Raw genomic sequence first — 15,361 nt, 5'->3', positions numbered from 1 at the left:
TTAGACTTCAAGCTCGCGCTTCACCTCGACAAACGCCTTCACCGCCTTCTCCAAATCCTCCCGCGTGTGCGCCGCACTGATCTGCGTGCGGATGCGGGCCTTGCCCTGCGGCACCACCGGAAAGCTGAAGCCGATAACATACACGCCGCGCTCCAGCATCGCATCGGCGAATTTCGAGGCCAAGGCGGCATCACCGAGCATGACGGGCACGATGGGATGCTCGCCGGGCACGATGTTGAAGCCAGCGACGGTCATTTCGGCGCGGAAGAAGCGAGTGTTCGCCTCCAGAGTGTCGCGCAGCTTGGTGGATTGCTTGAGCAAACTCAGCGCGGCGATGGAAGCACCTGCGATGGTCGGCGCGAGTGTGTTCGAGAACAAATATGGCCGCGAACGCTGCCGCAGCAGCTCGATGATCTCCTTGGGCCCGCTAGTGTAGCCGCCGCTGGCTCCGCCGAGGGCTTTGCCGAGCGTGCCTGTCAGGATGTCGATACGACCCATGACATCGCAATGCTCATGCGTGCCACGACCATGCGCCCCCATGAAACCGACGGCGTGCGAGTCATCGACCATCACCAGAGCGTTGTATTTATCGGCGAGATCGCAGATCGTGTTCAGTGGCGCGATGAAACCGTCCATCGAGAAGACGCCGTCGGTGGCGATCAGCTTGAAGCGTGCGCCTTTGGCATCAGCGGCGATCAATTGAGCCTCCAGATCGGCCATGTCGCAGTTTTTGTAGCGATAGCGCTGCGCTTTGCACAAGCGCACACCGTCGATGATCGAGGCGTGGTTGAGTTCGTCGCTGATGATCGCGTCCTCGGGGCCGAGGATGGTTTCAAACAAGCCGCCGTTGGCATCAAAACATGAGCCATAGAGAATCGTGTCCTCCGTGCCGAGAAAGTCACTCAAACTCGCTTCCAGCTCCTTGTGAACGCCCTGCGTGCCGCAGATAAAGCGCACGCTGGCGAGGCCATAACCCCAATGCTCCAGCGCCTCATGCGCCGCTTGCCGCACCTTCGGATGCTGGGCGAGGCCGAGGTAGTTGTTCGCGCACATGTTCAGCACCGCCGTGCCGCCGTTCGCACGCACGAGTGTGCCCTGCGGCGTGCTGAGAACGCGTTCACGCTTGTAAGTGCCCGCAGCGCGGATGGCGTCGAGTTGAGTGGCGAGGTGAGTTTGGAAGGCGGAATTCATGGCAGCTTTAAGGTCGGCGGTTCATTGGTGGCGGGACGATGGAAAGGCTCGCCGAACTTGGTGAAGCCCTTGATGAAACCGCCGTGCGAGAGGAAGAAGCGGCCGTCTTGCACTCCCATGAAGCGGTCGAGGCGGTTCGCCTTGCCCGTGCCATCGTGGCTGAAGGTCGCGGTGGTCAGCTCGAACCATTTGCCATCGGCGTTGGCGATCCATTGCGGGCCAAAGAGCGCCTTGCGCTGCTGGTGGCCGTTTTGACCGCCGAAGTTCTCACTGAAGGAATGCAGGCCGCGCAGGAAGTTGCCATCCTTGGGCGCACGGAAGCTTGCGATGAGCATCCAGCTCTGCTTTTCCGGCTGAAACCAGTAGCCGCTGTAGGTCGTGCGCGATTTCTCCGGCTTCACCGCGACGACAAATTTCTGTGTCTGGCCCGTCTTCCACGGATAAACGAGGTGCGAGTGCCCTCCGGTGCCCTCGTGGCCGAAGACGCTCGCCTCGACGCCTTCGCCTTTCGCGATGAGCTGCGTTTGATCATCAGCGGCCACGCTCGACCGATCAATGGCGCTCTGGCCTTTGCCAGCATCCCACACAGAGAAAATGATGCGTCGCTCCGTCTCCGAATTGATCTGCATGCCGAAGTAGCCGCGTGAGAAGCCGCAGGCCATGTAGAAGGAATAGAGCGGCTCCTCCACCGCCGTGACCTCGTTGTAGAACATCGCGACCTTCTCATCCTTCGGCGTCGGGTAGAACAAATGCACCGAGGAGGCGTTGCGGCGCGGTTCGAGGTTGAAGTGCGCGTCTTTCACCGCCGGGCCATCAAGCACAAGGGCTTCGATGAGACCTTTGCCATCGGCGTCGGCCTTGGACGTGAGCTCAAACTTCACATAGCCTGCTTTCCTGATCTCAAACTCGCCAAACGAGGCCGTTCCGTTCGTGACGGTAGCTTCGCGGCTCGCTTCACCGACGGTGAGCTGCAAATCGCGTCCGTCATCGCCTTTCACGCGCAGCGCTGCGGTGAGCTTGCCGGCCGTTTTGATCTCCCCAAACCACAGCACATGCTGTTTCGCGTCTTTCCAGCCCGTGAGGCCCTGTTTCTTCGAAAACTCAACGCCGCGAAAATCCGGCTCCGAGTAGGCGGTGAAGGCGGGGACGGTGAGTTCCGCGTGCGCGATGGAGGCGAGGAAGAGGAATGCTAGGAGGTTGTATTTCATGTTGAACGTTAGTTGGTCCAGTCGAGCACGACTTTTCCACAGTTGCCGCTCTCCATCGCGGCGAAGCCCTGCTCGAAATCGGTGTAGTGAAAGCGGTGGGTGATGACGGGGGCGATGTTCACGCCGCTTTCGAGCATGACGCTCATCTGATACCAGGTCTCATACATCTCACGGCCGTAGATGCCGTGGATGGTGAGCATGTTGAAGATGACCTTGTTCCAGTCGATGGCGATCTGCTCGCTTGGGATGCCTAGCATGGCGATCTTGCCGCCGTGGCACATGCTGTCGATCATGCTGCGGAAGGCGGATGCGTTGCCGCTCATCTCCAGGCCAACGTCGAAGCCTTCCTTCATGCCGAGTTGCTTTTGCACGTCGGCCAGCGAGCCGGTTTGAACGTTCAAAGCGACTGTCGCACCCATCTTGCGGGCGAGATCGAGGCGATACTCGTTCACATCGGTGATGACGACGTGGCGTGCGCCGGCATGCTTCACGACAGGAATCGCCATGATGCCAATCGGGCCTGCGCCGGTGATGAGCACGTCCTCGCCCATGCACTCAAAGGCCAGCGCGGTGTGAACGGCGTTGCCGAAGGGGTCAAAAATGCTCGCAACTTCTTCATCCACGCCATCGCGATGATGCCAGACATTGGTCATCGGCACGCTGATGTATTCCGCGAAGGCTCCCGTGCGATTCACGCCGATGCCGACGGTGTCTTTGCACAGATGGCGGCGTCCGGCGAGACAGTTTCGGCAGCGACCGCAGACGACGTGGCCCTCAGCGCTCACGATCTCGCCAGGATGGAAATCACTCACGTTCGAGCCAACGGCGACGACCTCGCCGACGAACTCATGCCCTACGACCATCGGCACGGGGATGGTCTTCTGCGCCCAGGCATCCCACTTATAAATGTGGAGGTCGGTGCCGCAGATGCCAGTCTTGCGGACCTTGATGAGGACATCATTGATGCCGACCTGCGGCTCCGGGACATCCTGGAGCCAGAGTCCGCGCTCCGAGCGTGCTTTGACGAGTGCTTTCATGGTATGTCGGTATATTGGACATGAATCCAATAAATCGGCAACCAGATTTTTTGGCTCAGGCCAGCACTTGGCCGATCACATGCCCAAAGTCCCGCTCCAGACGCTTGCGGCCGGGGATTTCCAACTGGTGCGGATCGAGGCCGAGCAGGTGCAGGATCGTGGCATGCACGTCGGTGACGTAATGCGGATGCTCCACGGCGTGGAAGCCGAGTTCGTCGGTGCTGCCGTGGATGGTGCCGCCTTTGGTGCCACCGCCGGCCATCCAGACGCTGAAGCCATACGGATGATGATCGCGCCCGTCGCTGCCTTGCGAACCGGGTGTGCGGCCGAACTCGGTGGCGAAGACGACGAGCGTGTCGTCCAGCAGGCCGCGTTGCTTGAGGTCTTTGAGGAGGCCGGAGATCGGCTTGTCCACCTGATGTGCGAGGTTCGAATGATTTTTCTTCAGGCCGGAGTGCGAATCCCACGCACCTGCGGCACCATCGCCATGCTGGAGCTGAATGAAGCGCACGCCGCGCTCGGCGAGACGACGGGCGACGATGAGCTGGCGTGCGAACGGCTCCGTCACCTTGTCGTCCATGCCATAAAGCTTTTTCGTCTCAGCGCTTTCGGAGTCGAGGTTCATCGTCTCCGGCACGGCGGTCTGCATGTTGAAGGCGAGCTGGTAGCTCTTCATGCGGGCGGCGAGCGTCTTGTCGCCGGGATACTGTTCGGCATTGAGCGAGTTTAGCTTGTGGATGAGATCAAATTGCGCCGCCTGCTCCGGTTTGCCGACGGCAATCTCCGGCGCGGCAAAAGTGAGCGGATTCTTTGGATCGACCTTGATGTTCACCGCGTCATAGGCCGGGCCAAGATAGTGCCCATCGCGAATATCAAAGTAACGCGGTCCCATGTTGATGAACGACGGCAAATTGTCCGTCATCGAGCCGAGACCATACGTCACCCACGCGCCGAGCGTCGGCACGCGCGGCTCCAGCATGTGACGACCGCTGTGGAACTGCACCTGCGCGCCGTGATTGTCGTCCGTCGTCCACATGCTGCGGATGAAGGCGATTTCGTCCGCGCAGGAGCCGATGTGCGGGAACCAGTCGCTGATCTCGATGCCGCACTGGCCGTACTTTTTGTAGCCGACTTGTAGCGGGTAAATCGTCGTGCGCTGCTTGCCGTTGGCGTCGTTCACCACGACCACGCGCACCTTTTTGAGCTTCTCCGGATCCATCACGGACTTGTAGGGCGTCTCGCCGATCGACTTGCCCGCATACTTCGTCAGCATCGGCTTCGGATCAAAGCTCTCCATGTGGCTGACTCCGCCACGCATGAAGAGCCAGATTACGCGCTTCGCCTTCTGTGGGATCACCGGCAGACCGCTCGGCGGCTGCCAGCCTTCCTCGGCCTTCAGCATGGACGCGACCGCGATGCTGCCGAGTCCGCCAAGGATGTCGCGGCGGAGGAAAGGTGTCGGCTGATGTTTGAAGTTCATCGCAGGGTGACGAAGTCGTTGTGATTGATAAGCGCCTGCAAAAACAGGCTGCGGTTCTGTTTCAACGCCGCGAAGCCCTCCAAACTCGCCAGCCGCTCGGTTTCCGTTGGCGGACGACCGAGCACGGCGAGAAAGGATTGTGTCACAAAAGGCTCCGCATCGAGCTTGCCGAGCTTCGCGGCCAAGGCGTCCGCGCATTCGCGACTGAGCTTGCTGTTCGTCAAAGCGAGCGCCTGCTGCGGCACGACGCTTTCGTTGCGGCGGTAGCATTCGAGAACGTTGCTGTTGTCGAAGACAGCGAGGAAGCGGTGTTCGGTGTCGGCGTTCTGGACGAAGTAAAGCGAACGGCGAGGACTCGTTTCAGACGCTGCGGGATCGAGGCTGGGGCCACCAAGGGTGAGATCGAGCTTCCCGGCGAGATGCAGCAGGCTGTCGCGCACGAGCTGGCTTTCCATGCGACGCGGGTTCATGCGCCAGTAGGATGCGTTGTCGGGATCGGCGGCGACGGTGGCTGCATCGGCCTCGGCATTCGAGGAACTGCGGCGATACAGCTCGGACAGCACCATGGCGCGATGCAGATGCTTCAAGCTCCAGCCGTTGTTCATGAAATCGACCGTCAGCTTATCGAGAATGTCCTGATGCAGCGGCGCAAGCGAGCGACGACCGAAGTCATCCATGTTCGCCACGAGCGGCGCGCCGAAGTGCCGCATCCAGACTTGATTCACCAGCACGCGCGCGGTGAGCGGATTGCGTTTGTCGGCGATCCACTTCGCAAACGCGAGTCTGCGGCCCGTGCTGTTCTCGGGATAGGTCTGCACGGTCGTGTTGTTGTTTTCTTCCGGGCCTTCCTGGGCTTTCAGACTCGCAGGCAGCGATGTGTAAGCCTCGCCTGGAGTCGCGACTTTCTTCTTGGCTTTCTCCAGTGCTTCGCGGGCGGCTTTGGTCTTCTTCTCAGCGTCCTTGGCCTTCGGGTCGGCCTCCGCTTTGACAAGATCGACCTCGGTCTGCGCCAGTTTGAATGCTGCTTCGGCGGCGGCGGCGGATTTGGCGAGCGCCTTGTCCTGTTTGGCCTTATCCGCAGCAAAAACGGCGCGAATCATCGCGGGTTTGGCCTTGGCGGCAGCGAACTGTTTTTCGGCGAGCGCAACGGCGGCCTTGGCATCGGCGAGTGGCACCGACTTGTCCGCCGTGGGCTCACGCATGACCGCATCAGCAGCGAGTTCGGCGAGCTTGAAGCTGTGGAACTGGACATCGGCATCGAAGGCGGTGAGGGCCAGACTGCCTTGGCGGCGCTGCTGCGGCAGCCGATAAGCGAGTGCCGGCTCGCCATTGATGCTGGCGTTGATGAGCGGGCCGCGCACGCGCAGATCAAGCGTGTAGCGCACGTCCTGCGAGATCGTCCGTGCCACTGAGCCTGCGGGTGGATAGCTGGACTTGCCGTCGTTGCCGATCGCCACCTGAATTTTCGATCCGCCGCTGAAGGCGCTCATGTAAACCATCACATCGTCGCCATCCGCGCTGTCGAAGGCGATGCCGACGGATTTCCATTTCTGCCCGCCGCGAATGGTGAAGCTCAAGCTGGCCTCGAAGTCAGCGGGAGGCGCGGATTTGAGGCGCAGGGCTCGCCGTTCGGCTCCGGTTTCATACTGGCGCACACCTGTGGCTGAATGTTTCCAGTCGCCTTTGAGGATCTCCCACTGTTCAGGCTTCGCGGTGGTAAAATCATCGCTGACGATCACCTTAGGCTTCGTCACCGGCTTCACAGCAGGCTGAGGTGATTTGGCGAGTGCCTGTCGTGCATTGTCGAGAGCCTTTTGCGCGGCGGTGATGTCGCGTTCGGCGGCGCGGAGGTGATCTTCGAGCACAAAGGGCAACAGAGCCGGTTTGGCGGATGCTGGCGGCAGTTTGACTGACGCAGGCTCCAATGAGGCAAACTCCAGCACTTGCGGAATGCCTGGCGTCAGCGACTTCGACTTGTCCTCGTTCTTTTCATCACCACGCACATGGCGGAAGGTCGGTTTGTCGAGATGAAGGTCATAGACGCGCGGCAGGCCGTTCTTCTCGAAGTCGGTTTCGCCTTTCCAAGGATCGAGGCGCACATGCAGCGGCTCGAAGATGGCGCGCATGCGGTAGTAGTCGGCCTGCTCGATGGGATCGTATTTGTGATCGTGGCACTTCACGCACTGCATCGTCAGGCCGAGGAAGGCGCGGCAGGTGTGCTCGATGGTTTCATCGAGCCAGGTGGTGCGGTTGAAGAGGTAATAACTGCGGGCGAGGAAGCCGGTGGCACGCAGATTGTCACGGTCCTCGGGCGCGAGTTCATCGGCGGCTAGCATCTGCACGATCATCTGGTCGTAGCCTTTGTCCGTGTTGAGCGATTCCACGATCCAATCGCGCCAATGCCAGATGTGCTTCTGGCTGTGGCGAAGCTGCGCGCCGAGGCCATACCAGTCGCAGTAGCGCCAGATGTCCATGAAGTGACGGGCCCAGCGCTCGCCGTATTGCGGTGTGCCGAGGAGTTGATCGACCACGCGTTGACGCGCCGGCATGGAGGCGTCATTCAAAAACGCCGTGATCTGCTCCGGCGTCGGCGGCAGGCCGATGAGGTCGAGATACACGCGGCGAAGCCAGATTTCCGGCGCGGCTTCGGGCTGAGGTTTGAGCTTTTTCGAAGCCAGTCGTTCTGAAAGCAGCGCATCGATCGATTTGCCGGACGATTTAGGCACTTGGTAGGCCCAATGCGCGCGCGGATCGGCTTCCGGCTGCTCATTCGCAGGCGCGGGTGCTCCGGCGGCGAGCCAGGCTTTGAATTTGGCGACCTGCTCGGTGTTGAGCATCGAGCCCTCACCCTCGGGCGGCATGCGGTCGTCCTTGTCGGTGGTGGTGACGCGTTCGAGCAGCAGCGCATGATCACCCGCGAGGATGTCGCCGCCATCACCGCCCTTGCGCATGGCGGCGGCGGTGTCGAGCCGCAGATCGGCCTTCTGCTTCAAAGCGCCGTGACAGGCGTAGCAGCGCTCCTTGAGCAACGGCTTGATCTCCTTCTCATAATCCACCGCCAGCGCAGGCAGCGCCAGCCAAGCGAGCGCAAGCGTCCCTCGTCTCAGGAAGACGCGCGGAACTGGATGGGGCATGGCATTCTTCATGGGCAAAGCGACCGAGACATTACGCCGCCGGAAGAAGAACTCTTTGCTGTCCAAAAACCGGCTTCCCAAGCCTTGGAGCGTCTGCCATCGTGATTTCCTCATGCGCCCGCTCCTTTTTGCCGCCCTCACGCTTTCATCGGCTTTCGCCGGAGATGCTTCTGTCATCGAAAAAACACCCGGACTTGTCGGATTCTGGACGTTTGGCGAGGAGGCCGGGCAGAAACGCGTCTCGCAGGGCACGAAGGAAAAGCACCCTCTCAGCGAGGTGAACGGCCCGATCAAGCGCAGCACCGGCGGTCCGTTTTCCGGTTACGCCGCCGATTTGAATGGCAGCCAGTATTTCGAGATCAAGCACAGCGAGACGAGCGATTTGAATATCTCCGGCAAAGACGCGCAGGTTTCGATGTTTGCCGTCGTGCGCATCGTGGACCTCAAAAAGAGCCGCACCATCGCCGGCATGTGGAGCGAGGGGAAAGGCGCGAACGACGACACCGGCACGCGGCAATACGCGATGCTGATGAACATGCCCACCTACGGCGGCAATCGCCAGCTTGTGCCGCACATCAGCGCCGAGGGCGGCGTTACGATGCGCGCCGACGGCACGAAGTTCCCGTGGTGCGCCGATTATGCGGCCACAAAGCGCGAGGTGCCGGAGGAGGAGTGGTGTACGCTCGCCTTCACCTACGATTCCAAATATCTCCACGCCTACATCAATGGCGTGCTCGACGAGCGGAAGCTCGACGCCGTCAAAGACAAGCGCAACGACCCTTACTTCACGAAGGAAGGCCCCGACGGGAAAGACCGCGGCATGAACCCCTACTACCACGGTCGCGGCATCTTCCAATACGACCCGGCTGTGCATGCGAAGACGAAGATCGCGCCGTCCGACTTCACCGTCGGTGCTCGCATGGCCGTAGGTTCGATGACCGGCGAGGCGACGATTGGCAAGTTTGGCGGACTGGCGGTTTTCAATCGTGCGCTAAGCGATGCAGAGATGAAGACGTTGCATGAGGCGGCGGATGTCGAAGCGCTTGAGAGGAAGCCTTGAGTTCTGGATTAATCGCATGCGGCGGCTATGAGTCGGCGCATGAACACCCGACCATTGATTCTCTCGCTTTTTGCCTTCAGCGCCCTCCTTCACGCCGAAACGTCGCTCAAGCTCGCTCCACCTGCCATTCACAAGGCTGCCGGCGGCAAGGTGACGCTGCAAAGCGATGCTGCGGACAGCACGATCCTCTACACGCTCGACGGCACGGACCCCATCGCGAAGTCGAATCCGTATCTCGCCGTCATCGAGATCCCGCATGGTGGAACACTCAAAGCGCGGACTTTTACCAAAGACCGCAAAACCATGAGCGATGTGGCCGAGGCGGTGATAAGGCCGGGTCTCAGCTTCGTCGTTCCAGTGCCCAGCACCGTCGTTCCCGTCACGCAGGATCGAAGCTGGCCGAGCTACGACTGGCAGAAGCGCCATGAACTCACCAGCGCCGCCGTGAAGCGCACGAAGCCGCAGATTCTCTTCATTGGCGATTCCATCACCCATTTCTTCGGCGGCGAGCAGTTCGACAGCTACGCGCTGCGCGGACAGCAGACCTGGGGCGAATTCTACGCACCGCGCAACGTCGGCAACCTCGGCTTTGGTTGGGACAAGACCGAAAACGTGCTCTGGCGGCTCCAGCATGGCGCGGTGGATGGAATTTCGCCGAAACTCGTCGTCATGATGATCGGCACGAACAACACGGGCGATTGTGCCGCGTCCAACATCGCCTTCGGAATCTATTCCATCGTGGATGAGCTGAACAAACGTCTTCCGCAGTCGAAAATCCTGCTGCTCGGAGTTTTCCCACGTGGCGAGAAGCCCAATCCGGCGCGCGACAAGATCGCCGAGATCAACCGCATCATCGCCAAGCTCGACGGCAGGCACAACGTCACCTATCTCGACATCGGCCCGAAGTTCCTCACGCCTGAAGGTCTCATCTCGAAGGAAATCATGCCCGATTTTCTCCATCCGAATGAGAAAGGCTATCGCATCTGGGCCGAGGCGATTGAGCCGACGGTGAAGAAGCTGATGGGGGAGTGATTCACGATCTCGACCGCAGAAACGCGATGATGTTGGCGATCTGCTCGGGCTTCAGAGCATCGCCGAGGCCGGCGGGCATGAGGGAGACGTTGCGGATCGTGCGGATGTCGGCCCGTTTGCGGAGCACGGTGCGTTCGGCGCCGCCGGGGAGTCGCAAGGTGATGCTGGTGGGCGAGTCGGAGGCAGTGATGCCGAGGAATATCTCGCCGCGTTGCGTTTTGACCATCACGGTTTCGTAACCGGGGCGCGCGGCCTCACTGGGGAAGAGGATGTCGCGCAGGATGACTTCGGGGGCGCGTTGGAACTCGGCGTCGAGATCGGGACCGACGGCGAAACCGATGCCGTGGGACTTGTGGCAGGCTCCGCAGATGCCTTGGAACAGCATGCGGCCTTCTTCGAGATTTGGTTTCTGTTTCAGCGCAGCAAGCACGTCGGGCACGCGCTTCTCCCATAGGGTGTTTTGCTCAGCGGTGGGCGCTGTGGGCGCGGGAACCTCGGTTTTGGTCGCGAGGGGCTTCGTGTCTTCGAGGCCGAGTTGGAGAATGTCGAGCGCTTTGCCAATTTTGACGACGGAGAGGCATTCGGTGATCTCTTTGGCGTCTCCGCGTGCGGCAATGATGCCGGCGAGATTGGCCATGACTTGTTCGCTCTTTCCCACATCGGAAGCGAGGGAGAGCAGCAGGTCTTTTTCGATGTTGTGGGCCGAGCAGGCGATGGCGGAGTCCATCCAGCGGAGATGGCCATAAATTCGCGCGAGAGTGGCGAGATCGTCTTTGCGAGGCCCGAGACTCAGAGCGAGCTGGAGGGCAAGTTGAGGCGCGAAACCGAAGTCAAGGCGAAGCCCTGAAGTGTCGTCGTCCTGGCGGAGTTGAAGCACTTTCGCTTCGGTGGCGCTCAGTGGTGGCTTTTGCCATTTGTCCTTCGCTTCGAGAATCCAGATGCGGCCTCGATCACGGCCGTTGATGACGCCGTATTGCTGCTGGAGGTGGCGGGGAATGGCGGAGTAATCCTCTATTATTTCGCGGTAGAAATCGACGATGGCCATGTGGCCTTCGGGCGTGTGCGCGAGGCTCATGGGATGGAACCACGCGTCGCGTGAGGCGAGGAATTCGCGCTGCTCCTCGCCCTTCACGCGTTGCAGGCGCAGGCGGGTGCCGTCCCGCACGATGTCGGCGCGGTGGATGAGGTTTTGCGCGGGTTCGCAAACGAAATACTGGCCGCGCCACACGAGCGGACCGCAGGCGCTGGTGAAGTAACCGGACGCGGCGGCATCGCTGAGGCTGATCTTGCGGTAGAAGGCGAAGTATTCGGCATGCTGCTCGCGCTTGGTGCGCCACGGATGCGGTTTGGCGATGGGATAGACGCGTGTGTCATCGCTGGCGGGTGAATCGAGCACAGGTGCGGCGGCGTCAGGATTTCGCATGAGGTAGCGCCATGGGATGGGCGTGACGTAGAGGCCGGGATGCGTGGTGGTGCAGGTGAAGCGCTCGCCACTGTCAGTGAAGGCCATGCCCATCGTCTTCGTGCTGCCGCTGACGGGCTCGATGGCACTGCCATCGGCGCGAATGCGGAAGTCGGTGGCTGGAAGTGTGACGGGCTTCGCCAAATGTGGTCCGGTGATCTCGCCTCCGGCCCAACCACGACCAAAGTAGAGCCAGCCGTCCGGCCCCCAGGTGGGTGCATTGATGCCACGCTCCAGATTGCCGGTGCCAAAGCCCGTGAAGAGCTTTTCGTTCACGTCGGCTTGGTCGTCGCCGTCGCTGTCTTTGAGAAAGACGATGTGCGGGGCGCAGGCGACGATGATGCCGCCATTCGCGGCGGCGATGCCGTAGCACGGAGGCAGGCGATCCGCCCACACGATGGCCTTGTCCATGACGCCGTCGCCATCGGTGTCGCGCAGGAGCTTCACGGTGCCGTAGGTTTCGGCCTCGGCCTTCTTTTTGGCCTCCTCACTGGCCTGGATGCGGCGTACCTCGAGGTCGAGCCGGCCGGATTTGTTGAGTTCGTCGATGTCGTATTGCCCTTCGACATTGTAGCCGTGAAGTTCGCAGACGAAGCAGCGGCCTTTGGCATCCCAGCAGATGCCGCTCGGTTCATTGATGAGCGGTTCGCTGGCGAGGAGGCGGATCTGGTAGCCAGTGGGCAGTTGGAAAAGCTTCGCGCTTTCCGCAGGGGAGAGAGGTTTGGGAGCGTCGTCAGGGCGGGGGATTTCGGCAAAAGTGGCCGCAGCGAGCAGAAGCGAGGTCAGGACGAGGCGATGCATCACATTAATACAGGCCGCGTGGCGGGGGTGCTTACGGCCAGTCGTGCATTTCTCATGAAATGATGCTGGCGAGATTGCAGCCCTTGCTAACGTTCGTGTCACGCCGCAGATGACCGTCGCCATTCCCAAAGACAACCACCCAGGAGAAACGCGTGCCGCCATTGTGCCGGAGCATGTGACCAAACTGGCGGCGCTGGGAGCGAAGATCGAGGTGGAGTCAGGACTGGGCGCCACCTGTGGACACAGCGATGCGGATTACACGACGGCGGGGGCGACGGTGCGCACGGATCGCTCTGTGATGCTCGCAGCGGCGGATGTCATCCTTCAGGTGCGCAAGCCGGCGCTGAACGAGGTGAGCCTGATGCGTGAAGGCGCGGTGTTCATCGCGTTGCTCGATCCCTTTCAATCACCGGACCTGATTAAGGTGCTTGCGGATCGTGGTGTGAGCGCGATCAGCCTGGAAATGGTGCCACGCAGCACGCGGGCGCAGAAGATGGATGTGCTGTCGTCGCAGGCGAGTCTGGCGGGTTACGCGGCGGTGATCGCGGCGGCGGGGCAGTCAGGAAAGATTTTTCCGATGATGATGACGCCCGCAGGCACGATCAAGCCGGTGAAGGTCTTCATCATCGGCGCAGGCGTGGCGGGCTTGCAGGCCATCGCCACGGCGAAACGGCTCGGTGCGAAGGTCGAGGCGTTTGATACGCGGACGGTCGTGGAGGAGCAGGTGAGATCGCTGGGAGCGAAGTTTGTGAAGATCGACGTGGGCGAAACCGGCCAGACTGCTGACGGTTATGCGAAACCGCTGAAGGAAGAACAGATCAAACTGCAACGCGAGGGCATGCAGCGCATCTGCGCCGAATCGGACGTGGTCATCACGGCAGCGCAGGTGTTTGGCCGGCGCGCGCCGATCTTGCTGACGAGCGAAATGCTCGACGCGATGAAGCCAGGCAGTGTCGTGGTCGATCTGGCCGTCGAAAATGGCGGCAATGTGGCAGGTGTGGTGCCGGAGCAAATCACCGAGCGCAAAGGTGTGAAGATCATTGGCATCTCAAACCTGGCAGGGCGCGTGCCGGTTCATGCGAGCCAGATGTTTTCCTCGAACGTCACCGCCTTGCTGACGGAGTTCTGGGACAAGGACACGAAGTCGCTCAAGCTGAACCTCGACGACGACATCCTCAAAAGCTGCCTCGTCACGCATGGTGGCAAAATCGTGAACGAAAAACTCGCTGCCACCTGACATGTCATGACCGAGGAAATGCTCATCTTCTTCATCTTTGTGCTGTCGATCTTCCTCGGCTTCGAGCTGATCTCGAAAGTGCCGTCCATGTTGCATACGCCGCTGATGTCCGGCACGAACGCGATTCACGGCATCATCCTGCTCGGCGGCATGCTGGTTCTCGCGAGCGCGGAGGGTTTCATTCAGCACGTTGCCGGATTTGTCGCCGTCGTGCTCGGCTCGGCAAACGTGTTCGGCGGTTTCATGGTGACTGACCGCATGTTGCAGATGTTCAAGCGCAAGAAGTGAGCCCACGATGAACATGATCACCGCCCTCATCTTCCTCATCGCTTCCGTGCTGTTCATTGTCGGCATCAAGCTGCTCGCGTCGCCTAAGACCGCACGTCAGGGCAATCTCGTCGCCGGCCTGGGCATGGTGCTCGCGTTGCTGGCAGTCCTGCCGCTGATGCAGGGCCCGCACGGCACGGGCGTGTCGCTGTGGAAATGGTTCCTCATCTTTGCTGGCATCGTGATCGGTCTGATCGTCGGCGCGGCGGGTGCTTATCGGGTCAAAATGACGTCGATGCCGCAGATGGTCGCATTGTTCAACGGAGCTGGCGGCGGCGCGGCGGCGCTGGTGGCGGCGATTGAGTTTGCGCATGTGACACAGGCGGCGAGCACGATGTTTGTCGTGGCAATGCTGAGCGCTGCGATGATCGGCGCGGTGTCGCTGTCCGGCAGCATCATCGCTTTCTACAAGCTCGAAGGACACTTCGACAAGCCGGTGACGTATCCCGCGCAGCAGGTGCTGAACGGGGTTTTGTTTGTGCTGAGCGTGCTGCTGGCCATTGCGATGGCGGCGGGCTCTCACAGCATGGTGCTCATGGTGCTGTTTCTCGTGCTGGCGCTCGCTTTGGGCGTGCTGATGGTCCTGCCCATCGGCGGCGCGGACATGCCGGTGGTCATTTCACTGCTGAACTCGTTCACCGGTCTCGCCGTCGCGGCGGATGGTTTTGCGATCAACAACATCGCCATGGTCATTGCGGGCACGCTGGTCGGCTCCTCCGGCACGTTGCTGACGCTGGCGATGTGCAAGGCGATGAACCGGCCCGTGACGAATGTTTTGTTCAGCGCCTTCGGCAAAGTAAATGGGGCGTCTGCCGATGCAGTCGCCGCAACCGGCAGCGTGAGGCCCGTGCAGTCCGATGAGGCTGCCATGCTGCTCAGTGTCGCGAGTCGTGTGGTGATCGTGCCAGGTTATGGACTCGCCGTCGCCCAGGCACAGCATCAGGTGCGGCAGCTTGCTGATGAACTCGCCAAAAAGGGCGTCGAAGTCAGCTACGCGATTCATCCCGTCGCCGGACGCATGCCCGGCCACATGAACGTGCTGCTCGCCGAGGCCGACGTGCCGTATGATCAGCTCATCGAGATGGATGAGATCAATCCCGAGATGGACCGTGTCGATGTGTGCCTCATCATTGGCGCGAACGACGTGGTGAATCCCGCTGCCCGCGAAGACAAATCCAGCCCGATCTACGGTATGCCGATCATCGAGGCCGAAAAAGCCGGCACCGTGATCGTGATGAAGCGCAGCATGGGCAAAGGCTTCGCCGGCATCGAGAACGCCCTCTTCCTGCGCGACAATTGCCGCATGTTGTTTGGTGATGCGAAGGCATCGCTGCAGGAGCTGGTGACGCTGGTGAAGGCGGGGTAAAATGGTCCGCACACTCCTCTGTGCGG

11 protein-coding genes are annotated in these 15,361 nt (G+C 60.9%); 5 read left to right on the top strand and 6 right to left on the bottom strand.

Going from position 1 to position 15,361, the window contains the following annotated elements:
- From U1A53_RS25275 to U1A53_RS25255, 5 genes are read right to left on the bottom strand one after another with little or no spacing between them, the layout of a single operon-like run.
- Positions 1 to 1,191: a glycine C-acetyltransferase gene (locus U1A53_RS25275; RefSeq protein WP_322284671.1), complete on the bottom strand. Its 1,191-nt coding sequence runs from the start codon at positions 1,189 to 1,191 to the stop codon at positions 1 to 3.
- Positions 1,188 to 2,399, bottom strand: coding sequence for a DUF3472 domain-containing protein (locus U1A53_RS25270; RefSeq protein ID WP_322284670.1), 1,212 nt, complete (start codon positions 2,397 to 2,399; stop codon positions 1,188 to 1,190). The genes U1A53_RS25275 and U1A53_RS25270 overlap by 4 nt, the downstream gene beginning before the upstream one ends.
- An 8-nt stretch (positions 2,400 to 2,407) precedes the next feature.
- A complete protein-coding gene (gene tdh, locus U1A53_RS25265) occupies positions 2,408 to 3,436 on the bottom strand; it encodes an L-threonine 3-dehydrogenase (RefSeq protein ID WP_322284669.1) in 1,029 nt (342 codons plus the stop codon).
- A gap of 55 nt (positions 3,437 to 3,491) precedes the next feature.
- Entirely contained in the window at positions 3,492 to 4,916 is a 1,425-nt protein-coding gene (locus tag U1A53_RS25260; protein WP_322284668.1) for a DUF1501 domain-containing protein, read from the bottom strand.
- Positions 4,913 to 8,050, bottom strand: a complete 3,138-nt coding sequence (locus tag U1A53_RS25255; protein ID WP_322284667.1) for a PSD1 and planctomycete cytochrome C domain-containing protein — start codon at positions 8,048 to 8,050, stop codon at positions 4,913 to 4,915. The genes U1A53_RS25260 and U1A53_RS25255 overlap by 4 nt, the downstream gene beginning before the upstream one ends.
- 112 nt (positions 8,051 to 8,162) lie before the next feature.
- On the opposite strand from U1A53_RS25255, the gene U1A53_RS25250 reads away from it, so the two are divergent.
- Both U1A53_RS25250 and U1A53_RS25245 read left to right on the top strand, forming a co-directional pair.
- On the top strand, positions 8,163 to 9,110 hold the full coding sequence (locus U1A53_RS25250) for a hypothetical protein (RefSeq protein ID WP_322284666.1): 948 nt from the start codon (positions 8,163 to 8,165) through the stop codon (positions 9,108 to 9,110).
- Between the two features lie 39 nt (positions 9,111 to 9,149).
- Complete coding sequence (locus tag U1A53_RS25245; protein ID WP_322284665.1) at positions 9,150 to 10,142, top strand: GDSL-type esterase/lipase family protein; 993 nt, start codon at positions 9,150 to 9,152, stop codon at positions 10,140 to 10,142.
- 1 nt (position 10,143) lies between these two features.
- Here U1A53_RS25245 and U1A53_RS25240 read toward each other — a convergent pair whose 3' ends face one another.
- Positions 10,144 to 12,405 carry a PVC-type heme-binding CxxCH protein gene (locus tag U1A53_RS25240; protein WP_322284664.1) on the bottom strand — a complete coding sequence of 754 codons (2,262 nt, stop codon included), beginning with the start codon at positions 12,403 to 12,405 and terminating at the stop codon, positions 10,144 to 10,146.
- 109 nt (positions 12,406 to 12,514) lie between these two features.
- Here U1A53_RS25240 and U1A53_RS25235 point away from each other — a divergent pair, with 109 nt between their 5' ends.
- Genes U1A53_RS25235 through U1A53_RS25225 form a run of 3 tightly spaced genes read left to right on the top strand, consistent with a single transcriptional unit; the run spans position 12,515 to position 15,335 of the window.
- On the top strand, positions 12,515 to 13,642 hold the full coding sequence (locus tag U1A53_RS25235) for a Re/Si-specific NAD(P)(+) transhydrogenase subunit alpha (RefSeq protein ID WP_322284663.1): 1,128 nt from the start codon (positions 12,515 to 12,517) through the stop codon (positions 13,640 to 13,642).
- 39 nt (positions 13,643 to 13,681) lie between these two features.
- On the top strand, positions 13,682 to 13,930 hold the full coding sequence (locus U1A53_RS25230) for an NAD(P) transhydrogenase subunit alpha (RefSeq protein ID WP_322284661.1): 249 nt from the start codon (positions 13,682 to 13,684) through the stop codon (positions 13,928 to 13,930).
- Between the two features lie 7 nt (positions 13,931 to 13,937).
- Positions 13,938 to 15,335, top strand: a complete 1,398-nt coding sequence (locus tag U1A53_RS25225) for an NAD(P)(+) transhydrogenase (Re/Si-specific) subunit beta (protein WP_322284660.1) — start codon at positions 13,938 to 13,940, stop codon at positions 15,333 to 15,335.
- The last annotated feature ends 26 nt before the right edge of the window (positions 15,336 to 15,361 follow it).

It is taken from the genome of Prosthecobacter sp. (assembly GCF_034366625.1).
In the GTDB taxonomy this organism is placed as follows: Bacteria; Verrucomicrobiota; Verrucomicrobiia; order Verrucomicrobiales; family Verrucomicrobiaceae; genus Prosthecobacter.
This window is presented reverse-complemented; position numbering and strand designations above follow the sequence as displayed.